23 protein-coding genes are annotated in these 25,677 nt (G+C 57.0%); 13 read left to right on the forward strand and 10 right to left on the reverse strand.

Going from position 1 to position 25,677, the window contains the following annotated elements:
* The first annotated feature begins 196 nt into the window (after positions 1-196).
* From AB7E06_RS02480 to cysG, 12 genes are all read left to right on the forward strand, one after another.
* Positions 197-1,624 (forward strand): NAD-dependent succinate-semialdehyde dehydrogenase, encoded by a 1,428-nt coding sequence (locus AB7E06_RS02480; protein WP_094198157.1) that lies wholly within the window; start codon positions 197-199, stop codon positions 1,622-1,624.
* A 106-nt stretch (positions 1,625-1,730) separates the two neighbouring features.
* The gene (locus AB7E06_RS02485) at positions 1,731-2,384 is read left to right on the forward strand and encodes a TetR/AcrR family transcriptional regulator (RefSeq protein WP_094198158.1); all 654 of its coding nucleotides are present in this window, start codon (positions 1,731-1,733) and stop codon (positions 2,382-2,384) included.
* Positions 2,385-2,504: 120 nt separating this feature from the next.
* On the forward strand, positions 2,505-4,850 hold the full coding sequence (locus AB7E06_RS02490) for an acyl-CoA dehydrogenase (protein WP_427954966.1): 2,346 nt from the start codon (positions 2,505-2,507) through the stop codon (positions 4,848-4,850).
* Complete coding sequence (locus tag AB7E06_RS02495; protein ID WP_346549140.1) at positions 4,847-6,142, forward strand: acetyl-CoA C-acetyltransferase; 1,296 nt, start codon at positions 4,847-4,849, stop codon at positions 6,140-6,142. Before AB7E06_RS02490 ends, AB7E06_RS02495 begins: the two co-directional genes overlap by 4 nt.
* Positions 6,139-8,082: a 3-hydroxyacyl-CoA dehydrogenase NAD-binding domain-containing protein gene (locus tag AB7E06_RS02500; protein ID WP_427954968.1), complete on the forward strand. Its 1,944-nt coding sequence runs from the start codon at positions 6,139-6,141 to the stop codon at positions 8,080-8,082. The genes AB7E06_RS02495 and AB7E06_RS02500 overlap by 4 nt, the downstream gene beginning before the upstream one ends.
* 125 nt (positions 8,083-8,207) lie before the next feature.
* On the forward strand, positions 8,208-9,533 hold the full coding sequence (locus AB7E06_RS02505; RefSeq protein WP_108728313.1) for an OmpP1/FadL family transporter: 1,326 nt from the start codon (positions 8,208-8,210) through the stop codon (positions 9,531-9,533).
* Between the two features lie 9 nt (positions 9,534-9,542).
* Entirely contained in the window at positions 9,543-10,061 is a 519-nt protein-coding gene (locus tag AB7E06_RS02510; protein WP_094198163.1) for a DUF4442 domain-containing protein, read from the forward strand.
* A gap of 19 nt (positions 10,062-10,080) precedes the next feature.
* Positions 10,081-10,653, forward strand: a complete 573-nt coding sequence (locus tag AB7E06_RS02515; protein ID WP_108728312.1) for a chalcone isomerase family protein — start codon at positions 10,081-10,083, stop codon at positions 10,651-10,653.
* 23 nt (positions 10,654-10,676) lie between these two features.
* Entirely contained in the window at positions 10,677-12,341 is a 1,665-nt protein-coding gene (locus AB7E06_RS02520) for an AMP-binding protein (protein ID WP_427954971.1), read from the forward strand.
* A gap of 154 nt (positions 12,342-12,495) precedes the next feature.
* Positions 12,496-14,328 carry an assimilatory sulfite reductase (NADPH) flavoprotein subunit gene (locus AB7E06_RS02525; protein ID WP_108728310.1) on the forward strand — a complete coding sequence of 611 codons (1,833 nt, stop codon included), beginning with the start codon at positions 12,496-12,498 and terminating at the stop codon, positions 14,326-14,328.
* 11 nt (positions 14,329-14,339) lie between these two features.
* Entirely contained in the window at positions 14,340-16,049 is a 1,710-nt protein-coding gene (gene cysI, locus AB7E06_RS02530; protein WP_125277251.1) for an assimilatory sulfite reductase (NADPH) hemoprotein subunit, read from the forward strand.
* 1 nt (position 16,050) lies between these two features.
* Positions 16,051-17,505, forward strand: coding sequence for a siroheme synthase CysG (gene cysG / locus AB7E06_RS02535; protein WP_427954974.1), 1,455 nt, complete (start codon positions 16,051-16,053; stop codon positions 17,503-17,505).
* A 257-nt stretch (positions 17,506-17,762) separates the two neighbouring features.
* On the opposite strand, the gene AB7E06_RS02540 is transcribed toward cysG, so the two are convergent.
* From AB7E06_RS02540 to AB7E06_RS02560, 5 genes are all read right to left on the reverse strand, one after another.
* A complete protein-coding gene (locus AB7E06_RS02540; protein WP_427955255.1) occupies positions 17,763-18,512 on the reverse strand; it encodes an ABC transporter permease in 750 nt (249 codons plus the stop codon).
* Between the two features lie 86 nt (positions 18,513-18,598).
* Positions 18,599-19,795 carry an ABC transporter substrate-binding protein gene (locus tag AB7E06_RS02545; protein ID WP_427954976.1) on the reverse strand — a complete coding sequence of 399 codons (1,197 nt, stop codon included), beginning with the start codon at positions 19,793-19,795 and terminating at the stop codon, positions 18,599-18,601.
* Positions 19,796-19,805: 10 nt separating this feature from the next.
* Complete coding sequence (locus AB7E06_RS02550; protein ID WP_108728305.1) at positions 19,806-20,615, reverse strand: ABC transporter ATP-binding protein; 810 nt, start codon at positions 20,613-20,615, stop codon at positions 19,806-19,808.
* A complete protein-coding gene (locus AB7E06_RS02555; RefSeq protein WP_094198172.1) occupies positions 20,612-21,703 on the reverse strand; it encodes an acyl-CoA dehydrogenase family protein in 1,092 nt (363 codons plus the stop codon). Before AB7E06_RS02555 ends, AB7E06_RS02550 begins: the two co-directional genes overlap by 4 nt.
* Entirely contained in the window at positions 21,688-22,248 is a 561-nt protein-coding gene (locus AB7E06_RS02560) for a carboxymuconolactone decarboxylase family protein (protein WP_094198173.1), read from the reverse strand. The genes AB7E06_RS02555 and AB7E06_RS02560 overlap by 16 nt, the downstream gene beginning before the upstream one ends.
* Before the next feature lie 129 nt (positions 22,249-22,377).
* On the opposite strand from AB7E06_RS02560, the gene AB7E06_RS02565 reads away from it, so the two are divergent.
* The gene (locus tag AB7E06_RS02565) at positions 22,378-23,346 is read left to right on the forward strand and encodes an AraC family transcriptional regulator (RefSeq protein WP_264672236.1); all 969 of its coding nucleotides are present in this window, start codon (positions 22,378-22,380) and stop codon (positions 23,344-23,346) included.
* Positions 23,347-23,665: 319 nt separating this feature from the next.
* Here the strand turns inward: AB7E06_RS02565 and rpsQ are convergent, their stop codons facing one another.
* Genes rpsQ through rplV form a run of 5 tightly spaced genes read right to left on the reverse strand, consistent with a single transcriptional unit; the run spans position 23,666 to position 25,676 of the window.
* On the reverse strand, positions 23,666-23,941 hold the full coding sequence (rpsQ, locus tag AB7E06_RS02570) for a 30S ribosomal protein S17 (protein ID WP_094198175.1): 276 nt from the start codon (positions 23,939-23,941) through the stop codon (positions 23,666-23,668).
* A 1-nt stretch (position 23,942) separates the two neighbouring features.
* The gene (rpmC, locus tag AB7E06_RS02575; protein ID WP_003803032.1) at positions 23,943-24,134 is read right to left on the reverse strand and encodes a 50S ribosomal protein L29; all 192 of its coding nucleotides are present in this window, start codon (positions 24,132-24,134) and stop codon (positions 23,943-23,945) included.
* Between the two features lie 9 nt (positions 24,135-24,143).
* Positions 24,144-24,560 carry a 50S ribosomal protein L16 gene (rplP, locus tag AB7E06_RS02580; protein WP_003803033.1) on the reverse strand — a complete coding sequence of 139 codons (417 nt, stop codon included), beginning with the start codon at positions 24,558-24,560 and terminating at the stop codon, positions 24,144-24,146.
* 3 nt (positions 24,561-24,563) lie between these two features.
* Complete coding sequence (rpsC, locus tag AB7E06_RS02585) at positions 24,564-25,337, reverse strand: 30S ribosomal protein S3 (RefSeq protein ID WP_003803035.1); 774 nt, start codon at positions 25,335-25,337, stop codon at positions 24,564-24,566.
* Positions 25,338-25,346: 9 nt separating this feature from the next.
* A complete protein-coding gene (gene rplV / locus AB7E06_RS02590) occupies positions 25,347-25,676 on the reverse strand; it encodes a 50S ribosomal protein L22 (protein ID WP_009462426.1) in 330 nt (109 codons plus the stop codon).
* Position 25,677: the final 1 nt, after the last annotated feature.

Consider the following 25,677-nt stretch of genomic DNA (forward strand, 5'->3'; position numbering starts at 1 on the left):
AATTGGATTTCAGACAGGAGAGTTTTACTATGAGTCAAAGACGGCCATACAGGATGATCCTGCCATTTTAACGAGCCGACATGACAATGGGAGCATAGGCCGCATAAACGGCCAATGCTCATCAGGCCCTCGCGACCGGCCCTGTCCCTTCGGTGCGCTGCATTCGATCTGCACAGTCTACTCTGGAGAAAAGCACATGTATCAACATCTGGCCCTCTATATCAATGGCCAATTCCTGGACGGGCAAGGTCGTCAGACCCAAGCCGTCATCAACCCAGCCGATGGCAGTACCTTGGGCCAACTGCCCCTGGCATCCCAGGCAGATCTGGATGCGGCTCTGCATGCCGCTCAAGCCGCGTTCCAAAGCTGGCGTCATAGCTCGCCCATGGATCGCAGCGCGATCTTGCGCAAGGTGGCGGAACTATCCCGCGAACGCGCCCAGGAAATTGGCCGTAACCTGACGCTGGACCAAGGCAAACCGCTGGCCGAGGCCGTGGGTGAAATCATGTCCTGCGCCGATCATGCAGACTGGCACGCCGAAGAATGCCGTCGCATCTATGGTCGCGTTATTCCCGCACGCAACCCCAAAGTGCAACAACTGGTCTTGCGCGAACCCATTGGGGTTTGCGCCGCCTTTACGCCATGGAACTTCCCCTATAACCAAGCCATTCGTAAAATCTGCGCGGCAATTGGTGCAGGTTGCACGATCATTCTCAAAGGCCCCGAGGACTCCCCCAGCGCAGTCATGGCCATTGCTCAAGCCTTCCACGACGCCGGTCTGCCGCCAGGCGTGCTGAATATTGTGTGGGGTGTGCCACACGAGGTCTCGGACTACCTGATCCGTTCGCCCATCGTGCGCAAAGTCTCCTTTACCGGCTCTGTACCAGTAGGCAAACAACTGGCTGCGCTAGCCGGCGCTCATATGAAACGCATCACCATGGAATTGGGCGGTCATTCTCCCGTGCTGGTCCTGCCCGATGCCGATGTAGCCCGCGCCGCCCGTCAATTGGCTCGTTTCAAGATCCGTAACGCGGGACAGGTTTGCATTTCGCCCACGCGCTTTTACATCCACGACGATATTTACACCGCGTTTGTGGATCGCTTCACCCAAGAGCTGGCCAATGTCAAAGTGGGTGATGGACTGGACCCGGATACGCAAATGGGCCCCTTGGCTCACGAGCGCCGCATCCCCATGATGCAAAAGTTTGTCGACAATGCCCGCTCTCTGGGCGGCAAAGTGCTGTTGGGTGGTGAGCAGATCAAGCGCGACGGTTTCTTTTTCTCGCCCACTGTACTGACGGATTTACCAGACGATGCGCTGGTCATGACCGAGGAGCCTTTCGGCCCTATCGCCCCCCTGACTCGCTACAGCGACCTGGACGATGCCATCGCCCGCGCCAACAGCCTGCCTTTTGGTTTGTCGGCCTATGCCTTTACGCAATCCTTGCAAGACGCACATCGACTGGGCACCGAGCTGGAATCCGGTATGGTCAATATCAACCACTTTGGCAGTTCCCTGCCCGAAACGCCGTTTGGTGGCGTCAAGGACAGTGGTATTGGCAGCGAAGGCGGTGCGGAAACCTTTGACGGATATTTAGTCACCAAATTTGTGACTCAAATCTAAAGCTGGCTCCTGGCCCTGCTTTGCAGGGCTAGGGTGAACCCCTACTGTACTAACCGCCTATTCCCGCTACATTATTCAAACACTCGTTTGAAATTAGGAAATAACGGTGAAACGCTCTGATAGGACACAGTCCGCCATTCTCGATGCAGCCGAACATCTGTTCGCGCTGTATGGTCACGAAAATACCTCCATGCGCCAGATTACGGCGCAGGCCAAGGTAAACCTGTCGGCTGTTAATTACCACTTTGGCAGTAAAGACGGACTGACACAGGCCGTATTTCAGCGCCGCTTGAACAGTATCAATCAAGAACGCCTGGAAAAGCTGGCTTTTTATCGCCAACAAGCCGGTGAGGGTCCGTTGAAAGCATCACAGGTAGTAGATGCCTTTTTTGGGCCACTAATCCGCTTGGCGGGTTCTGGCAATGGCACACCACGCTCGTTTATTCCTTTGCCCGGGCAAGACCGCCCGGCACCGCAAGACTTCATCCAATCCATTTGTTGGGACGAGCAAGTCGCCATCTTCCTGCCTTTCAAGCAGGCTTTGCACGAAGCCCTGCCCACCGTGCCCGAAGAAGAAATCATCTGGCGATTTCATTTCATGCTGGGTGCCACCTCTTACGCCTTGATGGGCACCCAATCACTACGTCGGGCCTTGCAATTACCCCTTAGCGACAGCCCCGAAAGTGAGCAACAACTGCAACAGCGTCTGATGAGTTTCCTGCTGGGTGGATTACGAGCGCCTTTACCCGCCAGCACCTGAGCTGAACGGTCCTGACCACCAAGCTACACCAAGGTGAACCACGCCCTTCTTTTAAGGGCAGCAAGCCGAAGGCGCAGCGTGGGGGCATTTTTTTCTTTTCTTAGCTAGTCCGGAGTTGCCATGTTTGTGACCTTGCTATTGATAGTGCTAGTGCTTGGCTGCGTCTACGTTCTCAAAAACCGGAATCTACGCACCAAGTGGATAAGCCGCCCAATCTACCGCGCTTTTTCCAGTGTTTTGCCTGCCATGTCCCAAACAGAGCGCGATGCGCTGGAAGCGGGTACGGTCTGGTGGGAAAGTGAACTGTTTCGCGGCAAACCCAACTGGAATACCCTGAGCTCTTATCCAGCCTACCGGCTGACCGATGAAGAGCGCCAGTTCATGGACAATGAAGTCAATGTGGCTTGCGCCATGATTGACGACTGGCAAGTCAGCCAGGAAGACTTCGACATGCCTGCCGAGGTCTGGAATTACCTGAAAGAAAACCGCTTCTTCAGCCTGATTATTCCCAAGGAATACGGCGGTCGCGGTTTTTCGGCGCAAGCGCACTCGGCAGTCGTGGCAAAGCTCTCCACCCGCAACTCGGCTTTGTCCGTATCGGTGATGGTGCCCAACTCGCTAGGCCCGGCTGAACTGCTGCTGCACTACGGCACCGACGAACAAAAGCAACACTACCTGCCCCGTCTGGCAGATGGCCGTGACATTCCCGCTTTCGCACTGACCAGCCCTTGGGCCGGTTCCGATGCCGCCTCCATTCCTGACGTAGGTATTGTTTGCAAAGGCGAATGGGAAGGTCAGGAAGTGCTGGGCATGCGCGTCACCTGGGACAAGCGCTATATCACGCTGGCTCCGGTGTGCACCTTGCTGGGTCTGGCCTTCCGCCTCTATGACCCGGACGGTTTGCTGGGTGGCGAAAAAGACATTGGCATTACCTGCGCCCTGGTCCCTAGCGACCACCCTGGTGTCGATACCGGTCGCCGTCACTTCCCCTTGAATGCCATGTTCATGAACGGCCCCACCCGTGGCAAAGACGTGTTCATGCCGCTGGAATTCATTATTGGTGGTCCCGACATGGCTGGCCAAGGCTGGCGCATGTTGATGGAATGTCTGGCTGCCGGCCGCTCCATCTCCCTACCCTCCTCCTTTACCGGCATGGCCAAACTGACCAGCCGCGCCGTGGGTGGTTACTCCGCTGTGCGTACCCAGTTCCGCAGCGCCATCAGCAAGTTCGAAGGTGTGGAAGAAGCACTGGCTCGCATTGCTGGCCATACCTATGCCATGGATGCCGCCCGCACCATGACGGCTGCTGCCGTGGACCTGGGCGAGAAACCTTCCGTGGTCTCGGCCATCGTCAAATATCACGTCACCGAACGTGGTCGCATTGTGGTGAACGACGGTATGGACGTGATTGGCGGTAAAGGTATTTGCCTTGGCCCCTCCAACTTTCTGGGCCGTGCTTATCAACAGATCCCCGTCGGTATTACAGTGGAAGGCGCCAATATTCTGACGCGTAGCCTGATCATCTTTGGTCAAGGCGCGATCCGTTGCCATCCTTTCATTCTGGAAGAAATGACAGCCGCGCTGGATCCTGATCGTGAAGCCGGTTTGCGTAAGTTTGATCAGGCGTTTTGGGCACACATTCGCTACACCCTGGCTAACACGGGCCGTTCCTTCTGGTTGGGTTTGGGTGGCTGGCGCTTGCTAAGTGGCCCTACCGGCACCGCCAAGGCCATGCACACCTACTACAGCCAGGCCAGCCGTTACAGCGCCGCCTTCTCCTTGCTGGCCGACGCGTCCATGCTGGTGCTGGGAGGATCCCTGAAAATGCGTGAGCGTCTGTCCTCGCGTCTGGGGGATGTGCTGTCCGAGCTGTACATGCTAAGTGCCGTGCTCAAACGCTATCAGGACGAAGGTCGTCAACAAGAAGATGCTCCTTTGGCTCACTGGGCGGCTCAAGACGCCCTGATGCGCGCTCAACACGCCCTGGACAAGGTGCTGGAAAACTTCCCGAACCGTCCTTTGGCGGCCGTGCTGCGCTTCCTGGTCTTCCCTCTGGGCCAGCGCCGTCTGGGTCCCGATGACAAACTGGATCACACCGTTGCCAAACTGTTGACCAAACCCGGTGCCACTCGTGATCGCCTGACCTACGACACTTACTTGCCTGACGACGATATGGAACCCGTCGGTGCGATTGAAGCCGCCTTGCTGGCGACGCTGAACACTCGTGATATTGACGCCAAAATCCGTCAGTTCGAGAAAAGTGGTCAATTGCAGGACAACCCCAAAGCCAACGTGCGCGATCTGGCCGAAGCCGTCTTCCAGGCCGGTGGCATCACCGCCCAGGAATACGAACAAATCCAGGCTCGCGACATCGTGCGCGACCGGGTTATTGCCGTGGATGATTTCCCCTTCGATCTGCGTCGGGAAAATCCTGCCGCTGAAGCCGCCAGTGGGAGCCAAGTATGAGTTTTCAACCGGTCTATATTATTGACGGCGCACGCAGCCCGTTTCTGAAAGCGCGTAATGCGCCCGGCCCTTTCTCCGCTGGAGATCTGGCCGTGCAAACTGGACGCGAGTTGCTGCTGCGCCAACCCTTTGAGGCCCCGCAACTCAGCGAGGTCATTCTGGGTTGCGCCGCCCCCTCGCCCGATGAAACCAATATCGGCCGGATTCTGGGTCTGCGTCTGGGCACAGGTCACAAAGTGCCCGGCTGGACGGTCATGCGAAACTGCGCCTCGGGCATGCAGGCTCTGGATTCTGGCGTACAGGCCATTCAAACTGGCCGTTCGGATCTGGTGCTGGCCGGTGGCGTTGATGCGCTATCCCATGCCCCCATCTTGTTCAGCGATGACATGGTGCACTGGCTCGCCACCTGGGGCAAAGCCCGTAGTGTCGGCGCCCGCCTGAAAGCCCTACGCAGTTTGCGTCTGTCCTACTTGAAACCTGTCATCGGCCTGCTCAAAGGGCTGACCGACCCCGTGGTTGGGTTGTCCATGGGCCAGACCGCTGAAAATCTGGCGCATGAATTTGGCATTACCCGTCAGGATATGGACGAGTTTGCAGCCCGCAGCCATCGTCTGACGCTACGCGCACAACAAGAAAACGCGTTTGAAGAAATCGTGCCGTTGAGCGACACGCGCGGCAATAACTACCCGCAAGATGATGGCGTGCGCGAAGACTCCACGCCCGAAAAACTAGCCAAGCTGCGCCCGGTCTTTGACCCGCCCTGGGGCAATATCACAGCCGGTAACAGCTCTCAGGTAACTGACGGTGCGGCCTTGTTGATTCTGGCCAGTGAAGCAGCCGTCAAAGAACATCAGCTCAAACCCATTGGCCGCATTGTGGATGCGCAATGGGCTGGGCTGGACCCGGCCACCATGGGCCTGGGCCCTGTTTTTGCTGCGACGCCTATTTTGGAGCGCAACCGCCTGGCCCTAAATGGCCCGGACTTGTGGGAGATCAACGAGGCTTTTGCAGCACAGGTACTGGCATGTCGTGCCGCATGGGACGATCAGCAGTGGTGCCAACAACACCTGGGCCGTGATGCGTTGGGACTGCTGGATATGGACAAGCTCAATGTAGACGGTGGCGCTATTGCAATTGGTCATCCGGTGGGTGCCTCCGGTGCCCGAATTGTGCTGCATTGCTTGAATGCCCTGCGTCGTCGCAACTTGCGTCTGGGCATGGCCGCTATTTGTATTGGCGGCGGTCAAGGCGGCGCCATGCTGATCGAATCGCTGCAAGGAACTGAATCATGATGCCCGTCGCTACCTTGGATTTGCAAAACTTCACGCTGTACACGGACGATCAGCACATTGCCTGGCTGAAAATCAATTGCGTGGGCAGCTCGGTCAACCGGCTCTCGGCAGCCGTCCTGCAGGAACTGAATCAGACGCTGGACTACCTGAACAGCCATCCTCCTAAAGCACTGATTATTTACTCCGGCAAAGCGGCCGGTTTTATTGCCGGTGCCGATATCGATGAGTTCTCCGAACACGGCAACAACCCGGAAAAAGGGCTGGCACTGGTCACACGCGGCTGGACCGTTTTCAACAAACTGGCCAAGCAAAGCTACCCTACGCTGGCCCTGGTACAAGGGCACTGCCTGGGCGGTGGGCTGGAACTGGCCCTGGCCTGCCGCTATTGCCTGACCGTGGATCAAGACGACACACGGCTGGCTCTGCCCGAAGTGATGTTGGGTATTTTCCCCGGCTGGGGTGGCATGTTGCGCCTGCCTGAATATATAGGCCCTGCCGCTGCCATGGACTTGATGCTCAGTGGCAAGAGCGTAGATGCCCGCAAGGCTGCTCGCCTGGGTATGGTCGATGCCTGCGTTCCCGTGCGTCTGGCCAAACAAGCCGCCGTCAAACAAGTACTGAGTGGCAAAAAACCACGTCGTGCCAAAGGTCTGCCACGCCTGATGAACAGCAAGCTGTTGCGCCCCCTGGTGGCGGGCCAAGTACGCAAGCAGCTAGAAAAGCGCGATCCCTATCAGCACTATCAGGCCCCACGTGCCATTTTGGAAATCTGGGAGAAGCACAACGGCAATGCCTTGAAGGCCCCCGAGCTGATCGAGCAAATTACCCGTTCCAACACCGCCGCTAATCTGCTGCGTGTCTTCCATCTGCAAGAACGACTAAAAAGCATAGGCAAACATTCATCGACTCAAGAGATCAGCCATATCCATGTAGTCGGTGCAGGCGTCATGGGAGGCGATATTGCGGCCGTATGTGCACTGAAAGGCATACGTGTGACCTTGCAAGACCAGGACCGCAAACGCATCGCCCAGGCTCAAGGCCGTGCTGCCAAGCTGTTCCAGCGTCGTCTCAAAGACCGCAGGCTGGTACAGGCCGCCCTGGATCGCTTGATTCCAGACCCAGACGGCCACGGCATCCCTTCTGCAGATCTGGTTCTGGAAGCGATCTTTGAGAACGCTGATGCCAAGCGCAGCCTGTACACCCGCATTGAGCCCCTGCTAAAACCCGGTGCTGTGCTGGCAAGCAATACCTCCAGCCTGCCCCTGTCCGAGCTCAGCCTGAATCTGATCAATCCGGAACGGCTGGTAGGGATTCACTTCTTTAACCCGGTATCTCGTATGCCATTGGTTGAAGTGGTGGAAAGTGAACTGCTGGCTCCGGACGTACGCAGCGCCGCCTATGCCTTTGTGAATCAGATTGGCAAACTGCCCTTGCCCGTTAAAGACAGCCCTGGTTTTCTGGTCAATGCCGTCCTGGCTCCCTATATGTTGGAAGCCATGCGCTGCGTGGACGAAGGGCTGGATCCGGCCACCGTGGACAAAGCTATGTTGCAGTTCGGCATGCCGATGGGCCCGCTTGAGTTGGCCGACACCGTAGGCCTGGATATTGCCCGTGATGCCGGTGCCCAACTTAGCCAGCAGGCGGCCATGCCCGCTTGCCTGAAAACCCATTTGGACCGTCAGGAACTGGGTCGAAAAACCGGCCAAGGTTTCTATACCTGGAAAGAGGGTAAAGCACAGAAATCTCCTGCGGGAACGGTTCCAAACGGTCTGGCAGACCGCTTGATCAAACCGCTGGTCGAACAGACCGAACACCAGGTTCGCATTGGTGTTGTGGAGGACGACGATCTGGCCGATGCAGGTGTCATTTTCGGTACGGGCTTTGCCCCATTCAGGGGAGGTCCTCTGCACTACAAAGCAACACAAAAACAACGCAATTAGTTCGAATTGGCACAAACACCTATACGCCGATTGGCCTAGGTCATGCACCATAGAAAACAAACAGGTGTTTTAAAACCTGTCCCAAGCCTCTGTCAGACGTCGCACCTATACCTTGGAGAAGAGACATGAAAAAGACGGTTGTAGCTTTGCGTACCATCCCCGCCTTGCTGATTCCTCTGGGAATGAGCATGGGAATGGGTCAAGCCCAAGCGGCTGGTTTTAACTTGCTAGAACAGAATGCGAGCGGCCTGGGTAATGCCTACGCGGGCTCGGCCGCCATTGGTGACAATGCCAGCACGATCTACTTCAACCCGGCTGGCATGACCTTGTTGCCCGAGACGAACTTCTCGGCAGGTTTTAACGCGATCAAACCTACGTTCAAGTTCACCGATAAAGGCAGTACCGACCCCCTGGCCCTGACGGGTGGCGCCAGCCGTCCCGCCACCGGCGGTTCGGGTGGTGACGCCGGTAAAGTCGCCGCTGTTCCCAATATTTATCTCTCCCACCAGCTCTCGCCCAAATGGTGGGTGGGTTTGGGTATTGGCGTCCCGTTTGGTCTGACGACTGAATACGACGAAGGCTGGGTTGGTCGTTACCACTCCGAAAAGTTCGCCATTGAAACCATCAACGTCAACCCGTCGGTAGCCTACAAGGTCAACGATCAGCTGTCCTTCGGTGTGGGTGTGAACTGGCTGCACATCGACGCAGACTATCGTCTGGCAACACCCGTTGGTTACCATCCCGCACTGGGCCCACTGGACATGAGCACCCGCGTCAAGATGAAAGGCGATGCTTGGGGTTGGAACGCTGGTTTGCTCTATCAAATTACCCCCAGCACTCGACTGGGCGTCTCCTATCGCTCGCAAATCAAGGTCACGGCTGACGGCGATACCAAATTGCGCAATCGCAACATCCCTGCCGGCATTCCCGCTCCCAACATCAACTGGGATGCCGAAGCCACCATCAAGCTACCTGACACCGCCATTGTCAGCTTGGTACACGACTTGAACTCGCGCTGGCAACTGCTGGCCGACGTGTCCTGGACAGGCTGGAGCAGCATTCCACGCCTGACCATTGAAAACAGCGGCCCCGGCGCCAAAGATTCCGGCCTGGAGCTGAAGTTCAAAGACGCTTGGCGTGTCGCCTTCGGTGCCAACTACCACTACAACGAACAATGGACGTTCAAGGGTGGTGTAGCGTGGGACCAATCGCCCGTACGCGACAAGAACTACCGTCCAACCGCCCTGCCTGACAGCGACCGTTACTGGGTTTCCCTGGGTGCCCAATACCGTCCCAGCAAAAACGCCACGTGGGACATCGGCTACACCCACTTGTTCCTGAAAAACACCGATATGAATAACAACACCGATGTCGGCGCTCGTGGTTTGACACGCGGTACCTACAAAAACAGTGGTGACATTCTGGGCGTGCAGTTCAGCTATCGCTTCTAAGGATGCATTATGGCCCGCAGTCGCCGCATGGAGCTGCTCGCACGCCTTCCCCCCGCATGGCGTGCCCGCTTTTTGCAGCTGGGCTTTAACTGGCACCCCGCCTTCCGGGCAACCGGCGGGCGGGTCCACAAAGTTTCAGCGAACTTGCAACACATCGTCGTCCGCCTGCCATTGCGTCGACGCACTCGCAACATCAATGGTTCTTTATTTGGTGGTTCCCTGTTTGCCATCACCGACGGCGTGCACGCCACGATGCTTCTGGCTGGCTTGCAACGTCATGTCATTGTCTGGGACAAGAATGCAGAGATTCAGTATCGCCGTCCAGGCTACCAGACACTGTATGCCAACTTTCAAATCAATCCAGACGAACTGGACGCCATACGAGGACAGCTAGACCAATACCACGAGGCTGAAGCCACATTTACCGTGCAGATCCAGGACCCTGAAGGCCAGATCTACACCACGGTGGAACGCACCATCTATATTGCCGACGCCCACTTCTACCAGCAGAAATCACAATCACGCTAATTTGTCGGAGGATCGCTTCATGTTCACCCCCCGCTGTGCCGCCCTGATTTTAAGTCTGTCCCTAGGGCTAACCGCCGCTCAGGCGGCTACTGTTGCAAATGTCACCGTACCAGACATGGTCACCGTCCAGCAGCAAAGCCTGAAACTGAATGGGGCAGGCCTGCGTAAGAAAGTTGTTTTTAATGTGTACGTTGCCGCCCTATATACCGCGTCTCCTTCCCAGGATGCCGACACCATCATCCAGGCTCCCGGCCCGCATCAAGTACGGATGGTTCTTAAACGCGACCTGGACGCCCAAACCCTGATCGATGCCCTGAAAGACGGCATTCACAGCAACCTGACAGATCCAGAAAAACAGGAATTGGCCCCCGTTATCAAGCAATTTGAAGACTTGATGCGGCAAGTTGGCCAAGCCAAAGAAGGCGACATCATCGTGCTGGACATGAATACCCCCCAGGTCACGATTCTGTTTAACGACAAGGTTTTAGGTCAGCTCTCCCACCCTAATCTGCCCCCTGCTTTGTTGAAAATCTGGTTAGGCAAAAAACCTGCCCAAGAATCGCTCAAAAAGGCCCTGCTGGGATTGTCTTGAACCTACTCGCCCTGGAGCGCTTCATGGATAAAGTCTGGCTGCAGAACTACCCCGCCGGTATTCCTGCCACTATCGAAGATCAGGCCCAGCAGTACTCGTCCTTGCTGGATGTATTTGAACAAAGCTGCACCGAGTTCGCACAGCGCACGGCCTACATCAGTATGGGTAAACGCATGAGCTACCGCGAACTGTCGGCCAATGCCTTGGCCCTGGCCAGTTGGCTGCAAAGCCAAGGCGTGAAAAAAGGCGACCGCATCGCCTTGATGATGCCCAATATGCTGCAATACCCCATCAGCCTGTATGGGGTGTTGCGCAGTGGGGCCACCATCATCAACACCAACCCGCTGTATACCGCCCGTGAGCTGCGTCACCAGTTGCAAGACAGCGGTGCTGAAACCATCATCATTGCGGAAAATTTTGCCCACGTGCTGCAAGAGGTTTTACACGAAACACCTATCAAGCGAATCATTGTGACCAGCGTGGGCGATTGCCTGGGTGGCTTCAAAGGCTGGCTGGTCAATCAGGTGGTGCGCCACATTAAAAAAGGCGTGCCTGCCTGGTCCTTGCCTAACTCCGTCTCGTTCAAGACAGTGCTGGCACAAGGGCGCGGCCGCGCACCTGCTCCCGTCACACTGACCCACGATGACATTGCCTGCCTGCAATACACGGGGGGCACCACGGGCGTGGCCAAAGGGGCCATCCTGACCCACGGCAATCTGGTCTCAAACCTGAGCCAGGCTCTGGCCTGGATTCGCCCCAATCTGAAAGAAGGCCAGATCGACTGCATTGTCACTGCTTTGCCGCTCTACCATATCTTCGCCTTCACCGCGAACCTGCTGGTATTCCTGCGCCTGGGCGCAGAAAACCTGCTGATCATCAATGCTCGCGACATTCCGGCCATGATCAAGGACATGTCCAAAATACGGTTTACCGCCATTACCGGGGTGAACACCTTGTTCAATGCCATGCTGAACAATGCCGAATTCCGTAAGCTGGATTTCTCCTCCCTGCGCTTTACACTGGGCGGCGGCATGGCGGTGCAGGAAGTGGTCGCCCAGCGCTGGCTGGAGGCTACAGGCAAACCTTTGGCCCAGGCGTATGGTCTGACTGAGACCTCCCCCGCTGCCACCATCAATCCGCTGGATAAACAAGAGTTCACCGGCTCCATTGGTCTGCCCATCCCATCGACCGACATACGCATACGCGACGAAGACCAAAACGACTTGCCCCTAGGCGAGACGGGCGAGTTGTGCATTCGTGGTCCGCAAGTCACCCCGGGTTACTGGCAGCGCCCCGATGAAACCGCCAAGGTTTTTGATCGCGATGGCTTTTTACGCACGGGCGATATCGGCTATATGGACGAGCAAGGCTATGTCTTCCTGCTGGATCGCAAAAAGGACATGATTCTGGTCTCGGGCTTTAACGTCTATCCCAATGAAGTCGAAGCCGTGGCCGCCCAGCATCCGGATATTGTCGAGGCCGCTGCCGTCGGTATTCCCGATGAAAAAGCAGGTGAAGTCGTCAAACTGTATGTCATCAGCCGTAATCCTGACCTGACAGAACAAGACGTGATCGCCTTTTGCCGCAAGAACCTGACCGGCTACAAAGCCCCACGCAGTGTCGAATTCCGCGACGAGTTGCCGCGTACCAATGTGGGCAAAATCCTGCGTCGGGAGCTGCGTCCGTAGCACGTCTGGTACACACGCTTAGACCAGGATGAAAGGGGCTTATGCCCCTTTTTCATTAACCGACGTATTCATAAACAAATAAGAATCGGATCGTTCGTCGCCCTGATACCGCTCTTTAGAATGGGACAAACTATTGATATAAGCGAGTGTCAGAATGCACGCCCTGTCCCGCCTCTCGGAGGCCAATCGCACCGCGATTGCCCACATTACCGACGAGCTCGATCCGCTTTCCCTGAACTGGCTATCCGGCTATCTCGCCGGTGTCGCTCAAGTACGCCACACCGGCCTTCCCGCTCAAGCGCCTGTTTCCCCTGAACTGTCTTTGGTGCCCGCCGCCGCTGCGCCCGCCCAACGACCTGCCACCATTGTGTTTGGTAGTCAGACAGGCAATGCCCAACGCGTCGCCGAAGCCTTTGCCCAACGCTGCGAAGCAGCCGGTATCCCCGTGCGCCTGCTGCGCGCCGACCGTTACCCCACGCGCGAGCTGAAAGAAGAGCGTCTGCTGTACGTCATTATCAGCACCCAGGGTGAAGGCGATCCGCCAGACGACTCCATCGCGTTCTTCGAATTCCTGTCCGGTGCCCGTGCTCCCAAACTGCCCGAGCTGAAATTCGGTGTGTTGGGCCTGGGTGATTCCAGCTACCCCCTGTTCTGTGGGATCGCGGAAAAGATTGATCAGCGTCTGCTGGCTCTGGGGGCGGAACGCATTCTGGACGCAGGCCTGGCCGATCTGGATATTGATACCGTTGCCGCCCCCTGGCAAGACAAGGCCTTCGGTTTTCTGGAAACGGATCACCAGGCTCACGCTGCGGCAACAGTTCCTGCCGCCCAGTCCAGCAACGTTACAGTGCTGGAAACCCAGACTCGCAGCACCTTCACTCGCGACAATCCCTTTCAGGCCACCGTACTGCAAAGCCAAAGCATTACGGGCCGTGATAGCACCCGCAATATCTATCACTACGAGTTGTCGCTGGAAGGCAGTGGCCTGAAGTATCAGCCCGGTGATGCACTCGGTGTTTGGCCTACTCAAAATGCCAAGCTGGTCGAAGCGGTCATTCAGACTTTGAAGCTGGACCCGCAAGACACCGTCACCATTCAGGACAAGTCGCATACGCTGCAAGCGTGGCTTAGCCACTACCGTGAGCTGACACAACTGACCAAGCCTTTCCTGGTGGAACTGGCCAAGCGCAACAACGATGCCGTGCTGCAAACCGCTGTAGGCCCGGATGGTTTGAGCACCTTGCAAGAGCTGCTAAAGACCCATCAAGTGCTGGACGTACTGGAACGCTTCCCGGCCACCTGGAGCGCTGCCGAGCTGGTGCAAGCCTTGCGCCCCCTGGCACCCCGCATGTACTCCATCGCCTCCAGCCAATCCGAGGTAGATGAAGAAGTGCATCTGACCGTGGCCAATGTGCACTACCAGTTCAATGAACAAGATCGTTGGGGCGTGGCTTCCGACTATCTGGCCCGCCTGAACGAAGGCGATACCGTGCCGGTGTTTATCGACCCCAACACACGTTTCCGCCTGCCTGAAGACAGCAACCGTGACGTGATCATGATTGGTCCCGGCACCGGCGTGGCCCCCTTCCGTGCCTTTGTACAAGAGCGCAGCGTTCAGGGTGGCGAAGGTCGCAACTGGCTGTTCTTTGGCAACCCGCACTTTCACTCCGACTTCCTCTACCAGACCGAATGGCAACGCGCCTTGCAGGACGGCCAGTTGCAACACCTGGATCTGGCCTTCTCGCGCGATCAGGAAAACAAGGTTTACGTCCAGCACCGCTTGCTGGAAAAAGCAGCCGATGTTTACGCCTGGATTCAGGGCGGCGCCCACATTTATGTATGCGGTGATGCCAATCAAATGGCCAAGGACGTACACCAGACCCTGCAGGAAATCGCCCGCCAGGAAGGTGGATTGGACGCAGACCAGGCACGACGCTGGTTGGAAGAACTCTCGGCGCAGGGCCGCTACGCCCGCGACGTTTACTGAGAAGCAAGAACATGACAACTAAGAAAATCGCCGCTATCGAGCAAGTCAAAATTGATAGCCGCTATCTGCGCGGGGGCATCACCGAAGGTCTGGCCGACCCCATTACCGGCGCCATCAGTGAAGACGACAACAAGCTGCTGAAGTTTCACGGCAGCTATCAGCAAGACGACCGAGACCAACGCGAAGAGCGTCGCAAACAAAAGCTGGAACCGGCGTTCAGCTTCATGATTCGCGCCCGCTTGCCCGGTGGTGTGGTTACGCCCGCCCAGTGGTTGGCCTTTGACCAGATCGCCTGTGACTGGGCCCAGTTTGGCCTGCGCATCACCACCCGTCAGACCTTTCAATGGCACGGCGTGCGCAAGCCCTTTTTAAAACCCACCCTGCAAGCCATTAACAAGGCCATGTCCACGACATTGGCTACCTGCGGCGACGTGAACCGTCAGGTGGTCAGCGCCACCAATCCCTTGCTGTCCGAACAGCACGGTCTGGTTCAAGAGTGGGCTGACAAGATTTCCGAAACCTTCTTGCCCAAAACCCGCGCCTATGCCGAGATCTGGCTGGACGGCAAAAAAGTCGAAGACGCCATTGATGGCGAAGACTTTGAACCGATTTACGGCAAGACTTACCTGCCCCGCAAATTCAAGATCGGCATTGCCGTGCCTCCCTTAAATGATGTGGACGTATTTGCGCAGGACATCGGCCTGATCGCGATTATTGAAAACAACCAGTTGCTGGGCTTTAACGTCGCCATTGGCGGCGGCATGGGTGCCACTCACGGCGACGACACCACCTACCCGCGACTGGGCAGTGTGATCGGCTTTGTGCGCCCCGAGCAACTGCTGGCCGTTTGCGAAGCCGTTATCACCACGCAACGCGACCACGGCAACCGCGACGAACGCCGTCATGCCCGCCTGAAATACACCGTGGATAAGTTGGGTGTGGACTGGTTCCTGGAAGAAGTGCAAAACCGCAGTGGCCAAACGCTGGAGCCTTCGCGCCCCTATCACTTTGACCACAATGGCGACCGCTTCGGCTGGACCCAAGGCAGCAATGGCCGCTGGCACCTGAGCCTGCGTATCGATTCGGGCCGCATCATGGATACCGAAGTCGGTCCCTGGCTGACGGGTATGCGTGAAATTGCCAAGATTCACCAAGGGCAGTTCCGCCTGACCTGCAACCAGAACCTGATCATTGCCGATGTGCCTGAAGAAGATAAGGCCAAGATCGACAAGCTGGTCGCCGATCACAAGCTGGATGTGTACCAGACACAAAGCGGCATACGCAGCAGCACGATTGCCTGTGTTTCTCTGCCAACCTGCGGTCTGGCCATGGCCGAGAGCGAACGCTACGCCCCCATCCTGCTGCCCAAGCTGGAAACCTTGCTGCACAAGTATCAACTGCGTGACGAACGCATTGTGCTGCGTATTTCCGGCTGCCCCAACGGCTGCGCCCGTCCTTACCTGGGTGAAATCGCTCTGGTGGGCCGTGCTCTGGGTCGCTATGACTTGCGTTTGGGGGCGAACTTCAGCGGCGAACGCCTGAACGTCATCTACCGCCAGAATATAGATGAACCTGAGATTCTAAGCATTCTGGACGAGCTGTTTGGCCGCTTTGCGGCCGAGCGTCTGGAAGGTGAACATTTTGGTGATTTCCTGGTTCGCGCTGGCGTCGTTGCCGAGCCTTCAAGCCGCTTGATTCCTTTGGTTTTACAACCGGCCTGATATGAACCTTTTTCCTTTATTCGCCAACTTGAAGCAGCGCGCCGTACTGGTGATCGGCGGTGGAGAAATCGCCGAACGCAAAGTACGTCTGGTTCTGGCTGCCGGTGCCCAGGTGACACTGGTCGCCCCCTATGTAGTGGACAGTCTGCAAGAGCTGGCCAAACAAGGGCGCATCACCCTGATTCGGGAGCGCTATCAGGCCCCACATCTGCAAGGGGCCTGGCTGATTATTGCCGCCACTGACAAGCGAGACGTAAACCAGGTGATTGCCCAGGACGCACAAGAAGCGCGCATTCTGGTCAATGTGGTGGACGACCCCGAATTATCCAGTTTTCAGGTACCTGCCATTGTGGATCGCTCACCGCTGATTATTGCGATTTCCTCAGCGGGATCAGCCCCCATGTTGGCACGGCGAGTACGGGAGCAATTGGAAACCATGTTGGACCACAGCCTGGGTGCGATCAGCCGTCTGGCACAGGAATACCGCAGTGCCATTCGACACGCTCGCCCCGAGCTGGGTGCGCGCCGCCGTTTCTACGACTGGCTGCTGGATGGCCCGGTGGGTGCGGCACTACGCAGCCACCAGAATGAACAGGCACGCCTTAGCCTGGAAAGCGCACTACAACAGCCTGAATCGCCCCGTGCCAGACAAGGCCGTGTGATTCTGGTGGGAGCCGGTCCTGGAGATCCTGGTCTGCTGACGCTGCACGCCTTGCGCGCACTGAATCGTGCCGATGTGATTCTGTACGATAGGCTGGTATCCGATCAGGTGATGGAGCTGGCCCGTCGCGATGCGCACCGCATTTTTGTCGGCAAACAGTTGGGCGAAGACCATCATCAAACTCAGAACCGTATTCATCAGCTGATGATTGAACACGCTCGCGCCGGTCAAACCGTGGTGCGCCTGAAAGGCGGCGATGGCTTTATTTTTGGTCGCGGCGGTGAAGAGCTGGAATATCTGGCTAAGCACGGTATCGCGTTTGAAGTAGTGCCCGGTATCACGGCTGCCATCGCATGCGCGGCTTACAGCGGCATTCCCCTGACACACCGCGATCACGCCCAGTCCGTGCAGTTCGTGACAGCACACCGCAAAAGCGGTCACGGTATCGACGATTGGAACCCGCTGCTCGATACCAGCCAGACAGTGGCTGTGTACATGGGTTTGCAGCAAATCCTGGGCTTTAGCCATGAGCTGGTGCAGCGTGGCCGTAGTGCCACTACGCCCTGCGCCTTGATTGAAAATGGCTCGCGCCCTGAACAACGCACCTTGCTGTCCACACTGGAAAGTATTGCCCAGGATGCACAGCAGCATCAGTTTGCCAGCCCCTGCATTTTGGTAATTGGCCAGGTCGCCACCTTGGGCACGACTTTGTCCTGGTATGGCGAGTTGATTGATCAGCTCAGTCCACGTGCCGCGATTGAACAGGATGCGGATAGTACGCTAGTCGCTGCCTGAACCCGCCGTCCCTAGAGTAATAGCTGCACCAAGATGAACATGAAAAGGCCCTCAACATGTCTTGTTGAGGGCCTTTCTATTCGGTATTCCGGTGCTTCTGCAACAGCCGCCAGACACGCACACCAACGTTAACGAGCGATGCAGCAAAAGTGTGAAAGGGCGGGTTCCGTGGTCATTTTCGCTACCCTGCACTTCTTGAAAGCACTGAGCAATCAACTGCCTCACCCTCCATGAAGTCGAAGGGCAAGCCTATGTTTTTAACGCTGTCCCAAAGCCGCAAACAAGGCTCGCAAAGCACTATCCAGCAGATAGCCAATCAGACCAATCAAGACAATCACGGCCATCAATTCGGAATACGCCATGCGATCACGCGTATCCAGAATCAGGTAACCCAAACCGGCTGATACGCCCAGCATTTCACAAGGCACCAGCACAATCCATAAGACACCAATCGCCAGTCGGCTACCTGTCAGCACCGAGCCAACAATGCCGGGCAGAATCAAATACAAAAGCGTTTCCAACTTGGTGGCTGCCAGACTGCGACCCAGCATCAGCCAGCGCGGATTCAAATGACGTACACCCGAAGCCGTATTCAGCAAGACAGGCCAGACACCGGCCACACCCAGCAGAAAATAAATCGGTGCATCCCCAATCCCGAAGGCCATGACGGCAATGGGCATCCATGACAGGGGCGAGATCATGCGCAAGAACTGGAACAAGGGAGTTAAAGCAGCATGAGCCCGATTAGACAGGCCCAGCAGCAAGCCAGCGGGCACGCCGACACCCAAAGAGATCGCCAAGCCTACAAAAATACGCTGCAAGCTGGCACCGACGTGCAACCAGGTCTCCGACCAGCCCAGTATTTCCAGCAGGCTATGAAACGCGGCTGCAGGCCCAAACTGTTGCATCAAGGGGCTGCTTGACCAGACTGTGGCCAAGTACCACAGCACGACTCCCGCCAACAAACCGCCCAAACCCCACAGGGTGCTGGCAATCCAGGCATTCATTTTGGGGCGTCGCAAAGACGCAGCCGATCGCGACTCGGACTGCGTCACAGGCGTCGCACGGGAAGAAGTAGCAGACGCGCTCAAACTCATACAACAATGCTCTCGTTGCGGGTGTACTGCTCGGACAAGCCAAACTGCGCCAGGCCACCCTGCTTTTCCAAAGCGGCACGCACAAAACGATCATCCACCAGATCACTGGCTACGTGTTCAGGAGACAATCCTTCCAGAAAACCACGCTCGCCCTGGATCAAGGTCCCTTGCAGCATTTTCACCAAAGACTCGGTGTAGCTGGGGAAGGGATAGGGTTGAAAATCAATGCGCTGGTCGTCCCAGTCCGGGTGACGAATCACACCAGACTTCACGTATTGAGCGCGATCAGCCGGGTCCGGGGATAGCACTTTCAAAAGATTTTCCTGAGTGTGCGGGGTATAACGGTTGCCTCCTTCACGCGACAGGATTTGAGCCGCCTCGGCACGGTTGCTCCGTATCCAGATCTGCGCCTTGACCAGACCCTCCACCACACCTTGCGACCATTGGGGGCGAGTCTGCAAATCCTGCTCGTGCATGAAGGCCACGCAACAGGCGTGATCGCGCCAAACGTCACCGGTAAAACGCAAAATGCGGCCCATTCCCTGGGTTTCTGCCAAGGCATTGAAGGGTTCAGCTACGGTGAAACCGGCAATCCGCCCCGACGCCAAAGCCGGGGGCATATCGGCAGGAGCCATCACCACCAGATTGACCTCATTGGGTGCCAGCGCACCGGCGTTTTTCACGACCGGCGTCAGGCCATGTGCTTTGAGCACATGCTGCAAGACCACGTTATGAATGGAATACCAGAAAGGAATGGCCACCGTCTGCCCACCCAATTGTTCGGCCGAGCTGATGTTCTGCGCCACCGTGATGGCAGAGCCACTCATGTGATTCCAGGCCACCACTTTGGCAGGCACTTTGCTGCCGTAGCGCGCCCACACCGTCATGGGCGAGAGCAAGTGCACCAGATTGACCTGCCCGGAGATAAAGGCCTCGATCAGTTGGGCCCAGCTACGCACCATCACGGGTTTCTCAACCGCAATGCCTGCTTGTTCAAAGTATCCATTGTGATGTGCCACCAACATGGCGGTAGCATCAGTAATCGGCAAATAGCCGATACGCAAAGGCGCATTCGACTCGCTTTGTGCACGGGCAGCGCCTTGAGCTAGCAAGGGCGCGGCTCCCGCTACCGTCAGCAAGGACGCCAGTTTCAGCAAGTCGCGACGGGCACGAGACGTAGGAGATTCAATCATAAAGAGCACCTTACGAAACAGAGGCGTGAACCGCCTGGGAGAGGCTTTGCTCCAGATTGGCCACAATTTCCAGGCGTATGGTCTGAAGCCAGTTGTCCAGATGAGATCGGGGATGGGCCGGGCAGCTCCATTCCCGCTGCAAACTGGCAGGACGGCCCCCTAAAAGCAGGGCACGGTCTGCCAGCAAGAGCGCCTCATCAATATCGTGAGTGACCAGCACAATGGCGCAGCCGGTCTGATCGCGTATCGACAGAATCAGCTCTTGCATCTGACGGCGGGTCACCTCGTCCAGCGCACCAAAAGGCTCATCCATCAACAAGACTTGCGGACGTCGAGCCAGACAACGCGCAATGGCAACACGCTGTGCCATCCCGCCCGACAAGGCACCGGGACGCTGGTGGCGGCTTTCATATAAACCGACCTGACGCAGCGCCTGTTCAACGCGCTGGCGGCGCTCTGCGGCGGATACGCAAGGCTGACGAGCAAAGCCCAGGCCAAAGCCGGTATTGGCCTGCACATTCAGCCACGGCAAGAGAATGGCTTCTTGAAACGCCATCGCCAAAGCAGGATGAACTCCGCGCACAGCTTGCCCCAGAAAAGAAACCTCACCCAGTGTGGGAGTCTGCAAACCGGCCAGGACTCGCAACAAGGAGGACTTGCCGACTCCACTAGGCCCCAGCAACGCCACGATCTCACCCGCAGCCACATTCAAGTCCAGGTTCTGCAAGATAGTCTGGCCACCGTAGGCCAGGCTGATCCCCCGGGCGGACAAAAGCCCGGCCTCTTCAGAATCGGTATGCAGGGGGGCGGCGGAACTCATACAGCATCCTGCCCAAGTTCAGCTTTCAGTTGCGCCACGGTGGGCGAAATCAAAGGCACCAGCATGGCTTCCCGATAACGGCGCAGCAGTTGGGGATGCTTGCCTTGCATATAGGTGGCCCCACCAATGGCGGAGCTTTCCAAAGCCACGGCCTGCGACGCCAGACTGCTTAGCTCGATACGGACGTTGAACAGATCAGGCGGCGTAGCCGAGCCGGGTTTACGTACGGCATCAACCAGCACATCCGACAATTCCTGCACACGATCCAGCAAGCGGCGGGCGGGCTGTTCCTGTACCCATTGGCAGCGTGGCGCCGCCAGCACTTGCTTCAAGGAACGACGTGCCAGCCCCATGGCCATGCCGCATTGCAGTGCCATGAAACGAGGGCGCACCGAGCGCACAAAGTGACCCGCATCGGGATGCAGCAAACGCTCCTGTCCCAGACGCACGGTATTGAACGTCAAGGCTGCGGTATTGCTGCCACGCAGTCCGACCAGATCCAGATCCGCCGAACGCTCCAATCCTGGATCGCCCAGCTCTGCCACCCAAATGCCGGCCTGATCCTCGGGCATGGCGGCCACAATGGCGACCAGGCAATGATCGGGGCGCAGATTAGTAATCCAGGGCAAGCGGCCTTCAAACTGCCATTGCCCTTGTTCGGGCTGGGCACGCACTTGCAGCTCTTCAATACCACCCAAAAACTTGATGGCATTGGACAGGCCCGTCGCACCGGCAATACTGCCGTCCAGCAAACCCGGCAAATAGCGCTCACGCATGGCAGGGTCCTGAACGTCGCGCAGGTATTCAATGAACGTACGCTGGCTCCACAGGACAAAACCCGCTGTCAGCGAATGCTCGGCCACTTCCACGATAGATTGAACGGCATCACCGAAGTCAGAAAAGTCTGCTTTCAGGCCCAGACCCAACAAACCGTCTTGTGCCAGGCGAGGCAGCAAGGCCTGTGCCTGGGACGCATCGCTGTCCAGTGACAGGGCATGCTCTTCCAGCCACTGTGCCAAGCCGCGCGACAAAACAGGACGCTCTGAGGCCAGCGCAGGCTGCTCAGCACGCTTTAGGGCGTTTCCCATGCGTAGGCCTCCAGCTGGCTATTGAGCGGCGTACGGGCCAGATTATTGGCAAAGTTGCAGATCGTCGCCAAACCAATGCCGGTAATCACTTCCAACGCCTGCTGGTCGCCATAACCGGCTGCGCGGAAATCGGCCAGAGCCTGATCCGACACCTGACCACGGGTATCAATCACCGCACGGCTAAACAAAGCCAGAGCCTGCAGGCGCTCGTCGTTGATCTGGTCAAAGCCACGCGCACGCAAGGCAGCCAGGATTTCCGGGTCCAGCTTGGCTTTATTGGTCGCAATGGCGGTGTGACCGGCCACGCAGAAGCGGCAACCATGAGTGGTGCCAGCGACCAGTTGCACCACCTCGCGCTCGACCAGCGACAGGCTGGCGGTGGCGTTCAGGGCGGACATATCCTGATAGGCTTGCAGGGCAACGGGCGCATTGGCCAAAATAGCCAGCAGATTGGACAAAAAGCCGCTACCACGTACCGCTTTTTCAAGGGCTGGTTTGACCACCTCTGGTGCGGAGTCCACAGTATGCAAGGTTAAGCGGGTCATGATGGCGACAATTCCTTAGTTAATCCGAGAAGGTTTCATTGTCGATTGCCTGACGCCTTATCTCCATGTGCGAACATAGCGGTATTCATATTAAAAATATCCACGAAAAGAAATAAGCATATTTTCTGCATGAGCCACTCTGCCTTTCCTGACAGCCATTGCGCCGTTGATTCCAAAGACACCGGACACCCTGTGGAGGATCTGCTCTTGTCCGGGCTGGAGATCTCCGCCAGCCTGTTTCACTTGGGGCAATACTGCAATCAATGGGAAAGCAGCTTGCACGGTCATCAACGGGCAGGCTTTCATGTGGTCTTGCATGGACCGTGCTGGCTACATATTCAGCATCAGGAAGCCTTGGCCTTGCAGGCGGGTGATGCGGTGTTCTTCTTGCGTGATGTGCCCCATCGCCTGAGCTCTTCACCCACGCCGCCGAACTGGAATGTGGCCATACAGCGGCAAGCCATGCAGAATCTGGAGCCACAAGTGCCACAGAGCACGGGCTTGCTCTGTGGCTTCCTGGATCTAGGCCGTGGTTTGAGCGAGTTGCTACTGGCAACGGTGCCGGATGTCTTGCTGATTGATGGTTCGCAGGCGGATGCGGATTCGGGGCGTCCCTTGCTGGATTTGATTCAGGCCGAGATGCGACGTCAGCCACAAGCTAATTCCAGCCTGCTGGAGAAGCTGGTGGAGCTGTTGTTGTTCTATACCTTGCGTCAGCAAATCGGGCAGGCACCCGCCCACGGAGCCCTGCCTGCCGGCTTGATTCATCTGGCTAGCGATCCTGCGTTTGGTGGCTTGATCGAGCAACTACTGCGTGAGCCTGCCAAAGCCTGGTCGGTGGACGATATGGCCGCCTACCTGAATATGTCACGCGCGGCCTTTCACCGGCGCTTTACCCTGCTCTGCGGGATGGCACCGGCCCAGGTTCTGTTGCAGCTACGCATGCAGTTGGCCAAACGCCAGTTGGAGCAAGGGCTGACCATGGAGCAGATTGCCGAACGTATCGGCTACAGCTCTGCAGCAGCCTTTAGCGCTGCATTCAGACGCAGTGTCGGTGTCAGCCCGGCACAATGGCGCAAACAGGAACCACGTGGCTAAGTCTCGAGTACGACTTACGGCGGCAACTAGCCTCTGTTTTCAGCCCAATCATCCACGCGGGTAAATGGCTCGAACCAGAGGGTCGAGTCAATGTCCTGCGCAAGATGCCCTGCTGCCCAGGCAGGAGTGAAACCCACGGGCACTCAAAAACACATGCTAGTTCCAGCCTTCATGCCAGCACCACGCACACCATACGGCCACCCTGCTCTTCCAGCACCCGTCGGCAAACAGCCGGGCATAAAAAAACCCCAATCTGTAAACAGATCGGGGTTTTTTGACTTACCAGAGCCAGACCGGAGCCTGGCATCTGAGCAAGCGTTTAGATCACGCGGGCTGCTTCGATCAAACGCACAACAGTCCAGGACTTGCTGCGGCTGATAGGACGACCTTCGGTAATCTCAACGGTATCGCCTTCGTTGCACTGGTTGGTCTCGTCATGCGCTTTGTACTTATTGGAGCGCACGATGATCTTGCCATACAAAGGATGTTTAACGCGGCGTTCAACCAGAACGACGACAGTTTTGTCCATCTTGTTGCTGACAACTTGACCAATCAGGGTACGTTGACGTTTTTCGGTAGTTTGAGTTTCGCTCATCTTACTTTCCTGCGGTCTCAGCCATGACAGTACGGACGCGAGCGATGTCGCGACGTACTTTGCCCAATTGGCTGGTGTTGGAAAGCTGTTGAGTAGCACGCTGCATGCGCAGGTTAAATTGTGCTTTCAACAGGCTCTCGAGCTCTTTCTGGAGCTCGGCGGCATCTTTAGTACGGAGTTCGCTGGCTTTCATGACGTCTCCTTAAGCACCGATCTGACGCGTTACGAACGTCGTCGAGATAGGCAGCTTGGCAGCGGCCAGACGGAATGCCTCGCGTGCCAGCTCTTCGCTAACACCTTCCATTTCGTACAGGACCTTGCCTGGTTGAATCTCAGCGACCCAGAACTCTGGATTACCCTTACCGTTACCCATACGAACTTCGGCAGGTTTCTGCGAAATTGGCTTATCGGGGAAGATACGGATCCAGATGCGGCCACCACGTTTGATGTGACGGTTAATTGCACGACGTGCTGCTTCGATCTGGCGAGCAGTCAGACGGCCACGGTCAGTGGCTTTCAGACCAAATTCGCCAAACGAAACTTGCGCACCGCGAGTTGCCAGACCGGTATTACGGCCTTTGTGCTCTTTGCGGTACTTTCTGCGAGAAGGTTGCAGCATGTTTTATTCTCCTTCGGACGCAGCAGGAGCAGCGTCTTTACGAGGACCGCGGCCACGACCACCTGGACGGCGGTTTTCAGGGCGGTCACCACGTGGACGACGTGGGCGGCGCTCTTCAGGGGCTACGGTGTCAACAGGCATTTCGCCGTTAGGCAGCATGTCGCCCTTGTAGACCCAGACCTTGATACCGATAATCCCGTACGTCGTGTGCGCTTCGGAAGTGCCGTAATCGATGTTAGCGCGCAGGGTGTGCAGAGGCACACGGCCTTCGCGGTACCATTCAGTACGAGCGATTTCGATGCCGTTCAAGCGACCCGAGCTCATGATCTTGATGCCTTGGGCACCCAGACGCATGGCGTTTTGCATGGAACGCTTCATCGCACGACGGAACATGATGCGCTTTTCCAGTTGCTGAGCAATGGAGTCGGCGATCAGTTGAGCGTCGGTTTCAGGTTTGCGAATTTCTTCGATGTTAACGTGCACGGGCACGCCCAACAGTCGCTGCAGGTCAGCCTTCAGGCTTTCGATGTCCTCGCCGCGCTTGCCGATCACTACACCAGGACGAGCCGAGTAAATAGTGATGCGAGCATTTTTGGCAGGACGCTCGATGACCACACGGCCAACGGACGCGCTTTTCAGCTTGCGTTTCAGGTATTCGCGCACACGGATGTCATCAGCCAACATCGTACCGAACTCAGCACCGTCAGCGTACCAACGCGAGCTCCAGTTACGGTTAACAGCCAGGCGGAACCCAATTGGGTGGATTTTCTGTCCCATTGTGACTCCTTAAGCGCCGACTTTGACCACAATGTGGCAAGTCTGCTTCTCAATACGGTTACCGCGGCCTTTGGCTCGTGCAGAAAAACGCTTCAACGACTGAGCCTTGTCCACGTAAATGGAGGTGACTTTCAGTTCGTCGATATCGGCGCCGTCATTGTGCTCAGCGTTGGCAATAGCCGATTCCAGAGCTTTCTTGATGATGCCAGCGGCTTTCTTAGGAGTGAAAGTCAGCGTATTCAGAGCGTGAGCGACGGACTTGCCGCGGACCATGTCCGCAACCAGACGTGCTTTTTGCGCCGAAATATGGACTCCACGAATAATTGCTGTAGTTTCCATC

This window comes from Alcaligenes sp. (assembly GCF_050255915.1).
Classification (GTDB): Bacteria; Pseudomonadota; Gammaproteobacteria; order Burkholderiales; family Burkholderiaceae_B; genus Alcaligenes; species Alcaligenes aquatilis.

Coding starts and splice junctions, on each gene's coding strand:
- AB7E06_RS02480 (WP_094198157.1), top strand. CDS start 197: ATGTATCAACATCTGGCCCTCTATATCAATGGCCAATTCCTGGACGGG.
- AB7E06_RS02490 (WP_427954966.1), top strand. CDS start 2,505: ATGTTTGTGACCTTGCTATTGATAGTGCTAGTGCTTGGCTGCGTCTAC.
- AB7E06_RS02495 (WP_346549140.1), top strand. CDS start 4,847: ATGAGTTTTCAACCGGTCTATATTATTGACGGCGCACGCAGCCCGTTT.
- AB7E06_RS02500 (WP_427954968.1), top strand. CDS start 6,139: ATGATGCCCGTCGCTACCTTGGATTTGCAAAACTTCACGCTGTACACG.
- AB7E06_RS02505 (WP_108728313.1), top strand. CDS start 8,208: ATGAAAAAGACGGTTGTAGCTTTGCGTACCATCCCCGCCTTGCTGATT.
- AB7E06_RS02510 (WP_094198163.1), top strand. CDS start 9,543: ATGGCCCGCAGTCGCCGCATGGAGCTGCTCGCACGCCTTCCCCCCGCA.
- AB7E06_RS02515 (WP_108728312.1), top strand. CDS start 10,081: ATGTTCACCCCCCGCTGTGCCGCCCTGATTTTAAGTCTGTCCCTAGGG.
- AB7E06_RS02520 (WP_427954971.1), top strand. CDS start 10,677: ATGGATAAAGTCTGGCTGCAGAACTACCCCGCCGGTATTCCTGCCACT.
- AB7E06_RS02525 (WP_108728310.1), top strand. CDS start 12,496: ATGCACGCCCTGTCCCGCCTCTCGGAGGCCAATCGCACCGCGATTGCC.
- cysI (WP_125277251.1), top strand. CDS start 14,340: ATGACAACTAAGAAAATCGCCGCTATCGAGCAAGTCAAAATTGATAGC.
- cysG (WP_427954974.1), top strand. CDS start 16,051: ATGAACCTTTTTCCTTTATTCGCCAACTTGAAGCAGCGCGCCGTACTG.
- AB7E06_RS02540 (WP_427955255.1), bottom strand. CDS start 18,512: ATGAATGCCTGGATTGCCAGCACCCTGTGGGGTTTGGGCGGTTTGTTG.
- AB7E06_RS02545 (WP_427954976.1), bottom strand. CDS start 19,795: ATGATTGAATCTCCTACGTCTCGTGCCCGTCGCGACTTGCTGAAACTG.
- AB7E06_RS02550 (WP_108728305.1), bottom strand. CDS start 20,615: ATGAGTTCCGCCGCCCCCCTGCATACCGATTCTGAAGAGGCCGGGCTT.
- AB7E06_RS02555 (WP_094198172.1), bottom strand. CDS start 21,703: ATGGGAAACGCCCTAAAGCGTGCTGAGCAGCCTGCGCTGGCCTCAGAG.
- AB7E06_RS02560 (WP_094198173.1), bottom strand. CDS start 22,248: ATGACCCGCTTAACCTTGCATACTGTGGACTCCGCACCAGAGGTGGTC.
- AB7E06_RS02565 (WP_264672236.1), top strand. CDS start 22,378: ATGAGCCACTCTGCCTTTCCTGACAGCCATTGCGCCGTTGATTCCAAA.
- rpsQ (WP_094198175.1), bottom strand. CDS start 23,941: ATGAGCGAAACTCAAACTACCGAAAAACGTCAACGTACCCTGATTGGT.
- rpmC (WP_003803032.1), bottom strand. CDS start 24,134: ATGAAAGCCAGCGAACTCCGTACTAAAGATGCCGCCGAGCTCCAGAAA.
- rplP (WP_003803033.1), bottom strand. CDS start 24,560: ATGCTGCAACCTTCTCGCAGAAAGTACCGCAAAGAGCACAAAGGCCGT.
- rpsC (WP_003803035.1), bottom strand. CDS start 25,337: ATGGGACAGAAAATCCACCCAATTGGGTTCCGCCTGGCTGTTAACCGT.
- rplV (WP_009462426.1), bottom strand. CDS start 25,676: ATGGAAACTACAGCAATTATTCGTGGAGTCCATATTTCGGCGCAAAAA.